This window comes from Magnetospirillum sp. 15-1 (assembly GCF_900184795.1).
In the GTDB taxonomy this organism is placed as follows: Bacteria; Pseudomonadota; Alphaproteobacteria; order Rhodospirillales; family Magnetospirillaceae; genus Phaeospirillum.
In genome coordinates, this window is sequence record NZ_FXXN01000021.1 from 99,001 (window position 1) to 109,151 (window position 10,151).

Here is a 10,151-nt window from a genome sequence, read left to right on the forward strand (position 1 = left end):
CATGGCCCTGACCGTCCGCCCCACCGCCGCCCTGAAGGCCCATCCTCAGTGGTCGCAAAGCGACTTCGAATACTTCCGGGGCAAGGGTTACAGCAACCAGCAGATCCTCGAATTCTGGGAGCGCGACCTACGCCTCGGCTGCAAGCCGCTGAACTGGAAGCCCACCGACGCCAAGTACCAGCATTCCCTTCGCCGGATCACCCGGCGCTGACCACCTTCCCGGCGGCGATGTCGTCGAAACACCGGTTATCACCCTCCAGGATGGCTTTGCTTCCGGTCAGCTTCTGCCAGCGGCCGACGATCACGTCGGCATAGGCCGGGTTCAACTCCATGGCAAAACAGATGCGACCGGTGGTCTCGGCCGCGATCACCGTGGTGCCGCTACCCGCGAACGGCTCATACACCCCGTCGCCCTCGGCGCTGTTGTTGAGAATCGGGCGCCGCATGCATTCCACCGGCTTCTGGGTGCCGTGGACCGTGGCCTCGTCTTCATCACCGTTATTACCAATGGCCCAAACGGTAGCCTGATCGCGTGCCCCCTGCCAGTGGCCGGTGCCATTCTTGCGCACGGCGTATAGGCAGGGCTCATGCTGCCAGTGGTAATCCCCACGCCCCAGAACGAAGCGATTCTTCGACCAGATGATCTGGGCGCGAATCTTGAAGTCGTTGGCCTCCAGGCTTTCGGCCACCGTCTTGGCGAAGATGGCCGCGTGCCAGACATAAGCCACTTCGCCGGGGAACAACGCCCAGGCTTCCCGCCAGTCAGCGCGGTCATCGTTGGCCACCTTGCCGGTGCGGGCCGAGGATGAAACCCCGGCCTCGTTACGCCAGGTGGGATCGTATTCGACGCCATAGGGAGGGTCGGTCACCATCAGGTGCGGCACAGCCCCGGCCAGCAGGCGCTCCACATCGGTGGCGCTGGTACTGTCGCCGCAAAGCAAGCGATGGCGGCCCAAGACCCACAGATCACCGGGCCGCGTCACCGGATCGGCGGGCGGCTCTGGGATTTCGTCTTCCCCAGCCTCGCCATCTCCATCGCCTTCGTCGTCGAGGGGCGCCATCAAGGCGTCCAGTTCCTCGGCGGAGAAGCCGATCAGGTCGAGGTCGTAGCCTTCGGCGTTCAGCGCGTGCAGTTCCGCCGCCAGGGTTTCGTCGTCCCATCCGGCGTTCAGGGCCAGCTTGTTGTCAGCCAGGATGTAGGCGCGGCGCTGGGCCTCGGTCAGATGATCGAGAATCACCACCGGCACCGTGTCCAGCCCCAGGGACTTGGCGGCGGCCAGTCGGCCATGCCCGGCGATGACGTTCCCATTGCTGTCGGCCAGCACCGGATTGGTCCAGCCGAACTCGACCATGCTGGCGGCAATCTGGGCGACCTGGCCGTCCGAATGGGTCCGCGCATTGCGGCCAAAGGGGATCAGCCGGTCGATGGGCCAAGCCTCGACCGTATCGGGAAGCGGATGGGTCATTGTCATTTTCCTGCGGCCTGGATGCGGCTGCCGATCCAGCGCATCACCGGTACAGCCATGGAATTCCCCAGCCCCCGATACCTTGGGCCGTCGGGGCACCTGTCCGCAGGCTTCCCGCGCCACGGGATGCGGGTGTAATTGTCGGGAAAGCCCTGCAGCCGTTCACATTCGCGGGGCGTCAGGCGGCGCACTGCCATGTCGTGCTGGACCGCCAACTGGCCACCGCCATTCTCTCTGCCCTGAGCCGACATGGCCCGCAGGGTCGGGGTGACACCGTCGGCATTGATCGTCTGGAACCCGGTGCCGGCCTTGCAGTCGAACGCCACGTAGGTCTGCTGTTTGGTTCCCGGCTCCGCCGCCAAGGCACCCGCAACATCCAGAGGACGAACCTCGTCCCGCTGATTTTGGGCGAAGGCGACATAGCTGCGGCTGGAGCCGCCGCTGGCCGCACGTAGGCTGGCGATGTTGTCGGCATCAATTTCGGCCTGCGCCCCACCGTCGCGGCCACGCAGGTTGAACGCCACGGCGTGCTGCTTGCCCGCCTGCAAGGTGAACATGGGATCGCCATCACTGCCGACACCGATTCCGGCACGTACGTCCGTGGTGCTGATGCCGGTGCGGGCACCGGCCTCCTGAATGGGGATCACCACCGGCACCAGCGGTGTGCCGCGTCCGGTGCCGTCCTCCGAGGCGTCGAAACCCTCGCCGCGCAGGGAATGGGTAACCAGGGTGTCGATGTCGGGCCGATGGGCAAGATTCGCTTTGGCCCGCAAGGTGTGGGCGATCAGCGTGTCGGTGCAGTCGCTATTGACGCCACGGGACAGGTCGCGGGCCCGCAAGGTGGTGGCGACGAAGGTTTCGCTCTCGAAATCCATTCGTCCGCTGGCCGAGGCGCAGGCGTTCAGAGCGGTGGCGACGTCGATGGGGCCGGAGGTGTTGTTGCCGCCATAAGCGCGGCATGCAGTCGAACCGGCAGCGCCTTGCCCCGCTTCTCTGCTCGGCGGAGAATCCCTGCGCAGGCCTTGGCGCTCAAAAAGTACCGCGACGGGATCTGCCCGGTCTCCAGCACCTGCGACAACGAACACACGGCGGCGGCGTTGGGCCAAGCCGAAATATTGGGCGTCGAGCACCCGCCACGCGACTGTGCGCGCGGGTCCAACGACAACACCAGCGTCCGACCATTTGCCCCCTGGCGGGACAACCGGACCATCTTCTCCGGCCAGTCCGCCCAGAAGGCATCCGAAGGCGTTGTCGCGGGTGGTGAGTACGCCTGGGACGTTTTCCCAAAGCACGTATGACGGGGCGATGGCATCGGCGAGTTCCACGAATTTGAGGGCAAGATTGCCTCGGGCGTCATCCAGTGACTTGCGCAGGCCCGCCACCGAGAAGGCCTGGCAGGGCGTGCCGCCCACCAGCACGTCGATCTTGCCCCGCCACGCCGCACCGTCGATGGCGGTCATGTCGCCCAGGTTCGGCACCGTGGGGTAATGGTGCGCCAGCACGGCGGAGGGGAATGGTTCGATCTCGGCGAAGAAGGCTGGCCGCCAACCCAGCGGCTCCCAGGCCACCGTCGCCGCTTCGATTCCGCTGCACACTGAGCCGTAAACCAACCCTTGGGCGTGCGGCATGGAGCCGAGCGCCGGGGATACCGGCTCGGTGAGAGCAAGTTGCATGGTGGTAGCCGTGGTACGGGTGGTACAGGGGTGGTAGCCGGAAGGCGGCTACCGGGCTGGCTACCGCCCCCCGTACCACCCCGCCCGAAAGCGTGAAAGGCGCGATGTCCTTGGGACTTGCGCGCCTTCCGGGGTGGTAACTGGTACGGGGTGGTAGCCTAGATTTTTCGGCTGTCGCTAGCGAAATCGGGCGCTGGGGCCGCCCGCATAGCGAAAGCGCCAGGGAGGACCCGCGATATCCGCGCCGCCTTGCCCTGGCCTGTTCTATTCTTTCGCCAGCGGCGAGCGGCGGATCATTTGATGATCGTCTTCGCCGCCCCTCGCGAGCATGGGACTACATTTACCCCAGACCGGCCATTCCTGTCGCGGCCTGCGATGTCTCGATACACTTTTCGCTTTCCTCCGCTGCCTTGGTTCGGGCGATCAGATCGACCTTGGAGATGTGACGGGGGATGCGCCGCCCGTTAAGCGTCCAGGCGATGACGCATAGCGCGAACAGCCAGTGGCGGTGGGCGGCGGAACGGGTCATGCCGACCTTCCAGCAGATCACCTTCCACGGATCTCCGTCGGCCCGCAGCCAGACGATCCGGGCATCGGCGGGATCGAGATGGCGCAGCCAGGGCAAGGTTTCGTCCATGCGGGTGATGGCGGCGGCCGAGGGCGGCGGACGGCGGAGCCTCACATCTTCCGCCGACCAGCATTCCTGGATGTAGGGCGGCCATATGCTGGCGTGCCCCTGAACCCGGACTTCGGGCAGACGGCGCAGGGTATCGGCGGCTTCGGCGAGACGTTCCTCAACCAGGGACGGCGTCCAGTTCATCGCACACCGCCTTGGGTGTCGATGGCCCAGGACAGAATGGCGAGGGCGTCGGCCTCGTTGTCGTCTTCGGGGTTGAAGCCGCGTGCCCGCATGGCGGCGATGACAGCGTCCTTGCCCGCATTGCCCTTGCCGGTGGCGTGCCGCTTGATGGTCCCGACCGGTACACCCTGGTACGGGATGTGTTTCAGTTCGCACCAAGCGGTGAGATGGCCGAGGAAGCCACCATAGATGTGGGCCGCATCGGTCCCGGCATGGCGACGCACTTCCTCGAAATGCAGGAGGTCGATCTTCTTGGCGGCGAATTCAAGATGGTCGAGCCAGGACCGGAAACGCAAGAAGCGCATTCCGCCGCCTTCATAGCGGCCGGGCTTGAATTCCATGGTGCCGGATACGACGGAACCATCGGCCAGACGCATGGCCCAGCCAGTGGTGGTGCCCAGATCAAGGGCGAGGATGGTGGTCATGGTGAAGGCTCACGAGGTTGTGGGCCTTCGGCTTTGGTCGAGGGAAAGGCTATTGCCCGTGGGGCCGTCGTTCAAGCGGCGTCCTGTCGGCATCGTAGAGATACGGAGGTTTTCGTAAGGTGGGAAGGCGTGTTCCCATGTTCCCACCTGGAATGTCATTTCAAAACTTTTTCCCAGGAAAACAAATTTACAAATTATCGCCTGCATCTGCGACTGCGTTATACCACCTTAGTGGCGTATTTTTCTTTTCCAAAAATGAGTCTCCAACAAGGTGGGAACAGTGGGAACGGTAAGAACAGGCAGGGTTTCTGCGGCTTCCGGCCGTTCCTACCTGAATCGTGAAGTGGGAACAGGTGGGAACAGAGCGCCGTCGAATTGGCTGCCCATCGGGAAAGCCGGGGCCTCAGGTGGGAACAATCGACCACAGGTGGGAACGGGCGACGCGGTCTATGGCGGCAAGCCGTTGACGCTCAACCTGGGCGCGCTACTGTGCGTCGCATCGTCGATCGGGAACTGTCTGGGGATGTGGCGGCATGGCTGAAGCGATTGTGACCTGGGGGACGCGATCCGCCCGCCTGCTTGGCATTCTATTCGTGCTGGCGCTTCCGATGGCCTGTTCCCATCAGGTGGAGCAGCCCAATCGACCGGGGCGTTTGGTGACCGCCGAGATTGTCCCGTCGGGAACGGATGCCTCGGCCTACTCCCTGGTGATGACCGTGCGGCAAGGGGATGGAGCGATTATCGATCAGGCCAAGGTCGACGGCCTTCGCCTGGATGACCGGCGAGCGGTCAACATCACGCCCCGCCAGTGCCGACCCTATCGGTACAGCATCGAGAATGGGCAGTATGTGAGCAAGACGCTCTGCACCGGAATCACACTGAGGGGTGTTCTGTGGGGCTACGGGCGGAGCCTCAACTTCAGCATCGAGCAGGCCGAATTCAGCGAACTGCTGGCGATGAACACCTTCAAGCCGTTCACCAGCGACATGGCCGTCGAACAGCCATCAGTTCGCAAAATGGCGGCGTTTGGGGGCATCATCACCTTTCCGCAGACGGGCGGAGTGAAAGATCTGGAGATGTATTCCAGCGGGAACTGACCGGTTTCGGCCCGGCCTAACCAGGGTACCTGTGGCGCCATTCGAGGGAGCCGTTGATGCGGCAACGGTATCGCTCCCAACCGCGTGCCTTGAGATATGCGCCGACACGCATCTGGTCGCCCTTGGTCCAACGCCCAGGTTCGATGCCGATAGCCTGTCCCAGGATTTCCGCCACGGACACGTCGGCGAGCGGTTCGGGCCGGGCAACCTCCACGTCGCGCCAGTCGTCGTAGGCGCCATTGCCGTAATTGATCCGCTCCTTGTCGTAGACCAGCCAGCGGTCGATCAGGCCATCCCAGGCATCGCCCTGGTAGCGTTCCTCCTGAGCGGCTTCGGCCATGTGCTTGGTTTCTTCGTCCTCGATCCACCACTTCACGCCATTGGCGTACCAGACCATGGCCTCGGCCCAAAGCTGGTCTCGGTCACGGCGGAGCGCATCAATGTCGATCTTGCCGCAGCGGACGGGCCAGAAGCGGCGATTGCCGGTCTCGTCGCGCAGATAGGTGTCGGGATTGACGGTGCCGGCGAACACACATTGGCGCGGCACGTCGATGACGTAGCGTTCGTAAGGCGGACGATAGCGATCGACCGAGCGGGACAGGAACGATTTGATCCGGGACACCTCGGCGCGGCCGATGGCATCCAGTTCGGCGATCTCGATGATCCACACGCCGCGCGTCTGCTGGGCGGCGTCCTTGCTGCCGATCTCGGCCAGCTCGTCGGTGAACCAGTCGGCCCCGGCCAGCGTTTTCAGCGCCGTCGATTTTTTGGCACCCTGCGGGCCTTCGAGGATCAACACCTGATCGGCCTTGGCCCCTGGGTCCATGACGCGGGCCACCGCCGACAGCACCCACAGCGAACCGAAGGCGCGAGACAGACGGGTGTCGGCGGCACCAAGATAGGTGACGGCCCAGGCTTCCAGACGGGGCACGCCATCCCATTTCAGGCCCGTCAGGTACTCGCGCACCGGATGGACGCGGATGTCGCGGGCGACGGCGCCGATAGTGCGAGCCACCACCAGGGAGGAAACATTGATGTCGCGGCGCTGGAGCCATTCGGCGCAGCGGATGTCGTCGGCTTCGCACCACGGGCGGGGAATGGTGGCCTTGTTGTGGTCATCCCAGGGCAACGGCCGATTGACGACGATCTCCTGGCGGAATTCGTCGAAGATCAGTGCCCCGGCGAAGGCTTCGTCATTCGACAGGGCGGTGATGACGTTGGCCTCGTTGCGCTCAGGGATTCCGTCGGGGCTGGTGCGAAGCTGGTTGAACCACGCCGGGCGGACGGACGGCATGCCGACGGGGCCGATGCGGCGGCGCAGATCCTTGATCTGTTTTTCGGTCACCGACACCGGGATGCGGGTGGTGGCCTTGATGGCGACCAGCACTTGGCGCTCGGTCACGGGATCGAGGCGAGCCTGGGCGATGTGGCCGAGCAGCCGCCCGAGGTCGCCCATGTCGGGCGGAAAGGTCAGCGCCAGGGCGGCGGCATAGAGGTCGTCGAAGCCGGTCGGCGGCAGCGGCTGATCGGACGCGACCGAGTCACTATTATAATGTGCGTCGACGGCCCCCTTGAGCAGATCGTCGTTGAAGTCGTCGCCATGCAGGGGCGACATGATGGTGGACGTGATGCTGGTAGCGGTCAACCGCTCGGCCAGAACCTGGGCTGCCTGCTGACCGGCCTCGCCGGCATCGGCGAAAATGGTGACGCGGGTGGTCCCCTCCGGCCATTGCCAGTCGCGCAGATTGCCCGCCGACAAGGCCGCCCAGGTGGGGATGCCGAAGATGGCCCAGGCCGACAGCGCGGTCTCGATACCCTCGCCGATACCGAGATGGCCATCGGCGGGAATGGGAGCGAGACGCACGGAACCGCCCGCCACCGGGCCGAGCATCTTCTTAGCTGGCGGGGCCTTGCCCGATCCGTCGTCCAGCAGGAAGGTGCGGTGGATGCCGCCTGTGGGCTTGCCCGTGCCGTCGCGCACGATTCCCACCAGCCCCGGCCAGCCCCGGCGGCTGTCGAAATCGGCCAGATCGTCGTGGAACAGCAGATCCGGCGAACCAGGGTCGCCGACACCACGGTGGCGGAGATAGGTCTCGCCCACGGTTCCGGTCAGCGGCTGGGCGGAACCAACGATGCGGGCCACCTCCAGGTCATGGGTGGGCTTCGGGATGTTGGCTCGGGGTGGCGCGGGCAGATGCATGCGGGCCAGCCGCGCCGCTTCCTCGAACAGTTCACGGTCGGACAGGCCGGTGGCGTGGTGGATCAGGTCGATGGGGCCGGCACTTTCCCCGGTGGCGTGGTCGAAGCCCCACCCGGCATGGCTGCCAGCCAGATGCAGGATGCAGGAGCCTTCCTTGCGCGGGGCACGGCCCGACAGGTCGGCACAGCGCAACGTCCGGCAGTCCTGCGACCACCGCGCCTGCGGAAACAGCCCCGGCAGCCAATCCTGCGCGGTGGCGGCCAGGCGGTCGCGGATATCATCCAGATCATGCCGGGCTGGCGCCAGCCAAACGTCATTGAGATCGATCATGCCAGGATCACCAGCCCCCGCTCGGCGCGGGTGATGGCGGTGTAGAGCCAGCGGCGGCGATCCTGCTCGGTGCGGCCGAGGCCGTCGTCCCAGACGATGACGTTCTCCCACTGCGATCCCTGCGCCTTGTGGCAGGTGATAGCCCAGCCGAAGGTCGCCTCGGTCAGCTTCTTCTTGTCGCGCCAATCACGGTCATGGCGATTCGGGTCGAGGGCGACATGGTCTTCGAAATGGCCCTTGTAGAGCAGCAACCGCCCCGGCTTGCCGTCCTTGGCGGGTGGGCCAATGGGTGTTCCTTCCTCGTCGGTGACGACGGCCGAGAAATAGACGCTGCCCTCGTCAACGATGTCCGAGAGTGTCAGGAACATGCCGTTGATCAGGCCGAGATCGTTCTGGTTCTTGAGGCAGATCACCTTCTCGTCGGAACCGGTGGGCAGATACGATCCCCCGAAACCGGCGGCATAGCGCAGTGCATGATTCAACTGGAACCGGGTAGCGTTGCGGCCGCAGATCACCTGACCACCGCGCAAGGCTTGCTGCGGGGTGACGTCGGCCATCCGCATCTTCCAGGCATGGTCGTCGTACTGGCCGAAGCCGATGGGGCGGCCTTCGCGGGCCAGGGTGGCGAGGCGGATGATGGCGCTCTCGGCGGCCTGGCGGTGGATTTCGGTCAGCATGATATCGGGGGCCGCCTGAGTGAATGCGCCTTCGCCCTTGATGGGCGGCAACTGGCCGGGGTCGCCCAGCACCAGGATGGGGCGCTTGAAGCTCATCAGGTCGCGGGCCATCTCTTCACCGACCATGGACACCTCGTCCAGCACGATCAGCCTGGCGCTGGCGGCGGGGCTGTCGGGATTGAGGGCGAAACGCGGCTTCTTCATGTCGCGCAAGCCCTGGCGCATGGCCTCGATGGCGGCCTCGGTGGCGGTGCGGTCGAAGCCGATCAGAGATCGGGCATCAAGCTCAGCCTGATTGATCCGATTCTGGGCTTCCGCGATCTCTTCGTCGGTGGCCTCGACGACACTGTAAATCAGGCTGTGGATGGTGCGAGCCGGGGTGCCCTTGCGCCGCAACACCAGGGCGGCTTTGCCGGTGAAGGTGGCGGTGACCACGCCGGGGCAATCCTCGGAATGGGGGCTGAGGCCCAGATCGTCGAGGGCGAATTTCAGGACGGTGGACTTGCCGGTGCCGGCGAATCCGAACAGCCGGAACACCGGCTGCCGCTCCGTCCCGGTCTCAAACCACTGGCGGATGGTGGCGATGGCGCGTCCTTGCGTGTCGGACGGAGTGATATCGCTCATCGGCAGCCCCCCCAGCAGCGGTCCTGCCAGGAACATGTGCCGTGCCAGCCACTACTGGTCTTGCCGCCGCGGCACACCACCGATGTCCGTTCGGCGACTGCGCGGGGCAGCAGCTCCTGGGCATCGCTGGCCTGCACCACCTGGACTGCACGGTCGCTCATGGTCTGGGCCAAGGCGGCGTCGAACGGTACCAGCTCGCAGTGGATTTCCCAGGTGTCGCGGTTGAGCGCGGTGAACAGCGCCGGGGCCGGCAGGTCCATATAGGCCTGATAGAGGGCAAGTTGGGCGGCGTAGACCGGCTTGGACAGCACCACTCCGCGCTTGACCACGTCCTTCCACGACGACACGCCCAGCGCCTTGTTCTCCCACAGGGTGGGATAGTCCATGGCCACCGGCCCGCCGACCAGGCAGCCGTCGATGTGGCCTTTGAACCGACCGCCCAACGCCGAGAAGCCGAACTGCCGCCCATCGCGGCGCTCGGTGCGCAGATCGAAGCCCGCCCCCCGCAGCCACGCCGCCACCACGTCCTCGCCGCGATGCCCGGCCTCGAAGATCCGCAAGGTCGCCGGCTCGAAATCCCGGCCCTCGTCCTTGGGCACGGCCAGATAGTCGTATTGGATCTGGCGTAGGCATTCCCGGCCGATACCCGAGGTGCTGACATACTGGCGGGCCACCTGCGCCCGGTTGCGCACCACCAAGGCGGCATCGATGGCGGTATTCACCGCCATGGTGATGCCGGGATCGCGGGCCGGGGCTTGGTACTGGCAGCCGGAGCCGTGGTTGAGGTCGAGCATGGCGGC

General features: G+C 65.3%; 9 protein-coding genes. 2 read left to right on the forward strand and 7 right to left on the reverse strand.

From position 1 onward, the window contains the following. The first annotated feature begins 1 nt into the window (after window position 1). A complete protein-coding gene (locus CP958_RS07415; RefSeq protein WP_009870814.1) occupies window positions 2-211 on the forward strand; it encodes a hypothetical protein in 210 nt (69 codons plus the stop codon). Here CP958_RS07415 and CP958_RS07420 read toward each other — a convergent pair. From CP958_RS07420 to CP958_RS07435, 4 genes are all read right to left on the reverse strand, one after another. Further along, complete coding sequence (locus CP958_RS07420) at window positions 198-1,466, reverse strand: site-specific DNA-methyltransferase (RefSeq protein WP_096701345.1); 1,269 nt, start codon at window positions 1,464-1,466, stop codon at window positions 198-200. The genes CP958_RS07415 and CP958_RS07420 overlap by 14 nt on opposite strands. A 2-nt stretch (window positions 1,467-1,468) precedes the next feature. Beyond that, a complete protein-coding gene (locus CP958_RS07425) occupies window positions 1,469-3,139 on the reverse strand; it encodes a DNA cytosine methyltransferase (RefSeq protein WP_096701346.1) in 1,671 nt (556 codons plus the stop codon). Window positions 3,140-3,479: 340 nt separating this feature from the next. Further along, window positions 3,480-3,959 carry a DUF6362 family protein gene (locus CP958_RS07430; protein WP_096701347.1) on the reverse strand — a complete coding sequence of 160 codons (480 nt, stop codon included), beginning with the start codon at window positions 3,957-3,959 and terminating at the stop codon, window positions 3,480-3,482. Further along, window positions 3,956-4,423, reverse strand: coding sequence for a hypothetical protein (locus CP958_RS07435; protein ID WP_096701348.1), 468 nt, complete (start codon window positions 4,421-4,423; stop codon window positions 3,956-3,958). Before CP958_RS07435 ends, CP958_RS07430 begins: the two co-directional genes overlap by 4 nt. A gap of 533 nt (window positions 4,424-4,956) precedes the next feature. Between CP958_RS07435 and CP958_RS07440 the strand changes: the two genes are divergently transcribed. After that, a complete protein-coding gene (locus CP958_RS07440; protein ID WP_096701349.1) occupies window positions 4,957-5,520 on the forward strand; it encodes a hypothetical protein in 564 nt (187 codons plus the stop codon). Window positions 5,521-5,536: 16 nt separating this feature from the next. On the opposite strand, the gene CP958_RS07445 is transcribed toward CP958_RS07440, so the two are convergent. From CP958_RS07445 to CP958_RS07455, 3 genes are read right to left on the reverse strand one after another with little or no spacing between them, the layout of a single operon-like run. Continuing rightward, entirely contained in the window at window positions 5,537-8,050 is a 2,514-nt protein-coding gene (locus tag CP958_RS07445) for a VapE domain-containing protein (RefSeq protein WP_096701350.1), read from the reverse strand. Further along, window positions 8,047-9,351 (reverse strand): AAA family ATPase, encoded by a 1,305-nt coding sequence (locus tag CP958_RS07450; protein WP_096701351.1) that lies wholly within the window; start codon window positions 9,349-9,351, stop codon window positions 8,047-8,049. The genes CP958_RS07445 and CP958_RS07450 overlap by 4 nt, the downstream gene beginning before the upstream one ends. Then, entirely contained in the window at window positions 9,348-10,145 is a 798-nt protein-coding gene (locus CP958_RS07455; RefSeq protein WP_096701352.1) for a hypothetical protein, read from the reverse strand. The genes CP958_RS07450 and CP958_RS07455 overlap by 4 nt, the downstream gene beginning before the upstream one ends. Window positions 10,146-10,151 lie beyond the last annotated feature (6 nt).

What these genes read in the sequence shown, in the direction of transcription:
- CP958_RS07415 (WP_009870814.1), top strand. Translation starts at nt 2, where the DNA reads ATGGCCCTGACCGTCCGCCCCACCGCCGCCCTGAAGGCCCATCCTCAG.
- CP958_RS07420 (WP_096701345.1), bottom strand. Translation starts at nt 1,466, where the DNA reads ATGACCCATCCGCTTCCCGATACGGTCGAGGCTTGGCCCATCGACCGG.
- CP958_RS07425 (WP_096701346.1), bottom strand. Translation starts at nt 3,139, where the DNA reads ATGCAACTTGCTCTCACCGAGCCGGTATCCCCGGCGCTCGGCTCCATG.
- CP958_RS07430 (WP_096701347.1), bottom strand. Translation starts at nt 3,959, where the DNA reads ATGAACTGGACGCCGTCCCTGGTTGAGGAACGTCTCGCCGAAGCCGCC.
- CP958_RS07435 (WP_096701348.1), bottom strand. Translation starts at nt 4,423, where the DNA reads ATGACCACCATCCTCGCCCTTGATCTGGGCACCACCACTGGCTGGGCC.
- CP958_RS07440 (WP_096701349.1), top strand. Translation starts at nt 4,957, where the DNA reads ATGGCTGAAGCGATTGTGACCTGGGGGACGCGATCCGCCCGCCTGCTT.
- CP958_RS07445 (WP_096701350.1), bottom strand. Translation starts at nt 8,050, where the DNA reads ATGATCGATCTCAATGACGTTTGGCTGGCGCCAGCCCGGCATGATCTG.
- CP958_RS07450 (WP_096701351.1), bottom strand. Translation starts at nt 9,351, where the DNA reads ATGAGCGATATCACTCCGTCCGACACGCAAGGACGCGCCATCGCCACC.
- CP958_RS07455 (WP_096701352.1), bottom strand. Translation starts at nt 10,145, where the DNA reads ATGCTCGACCTCAACCACGGCTCCGGCTGCCAGTACCAAGCCCCGGCC.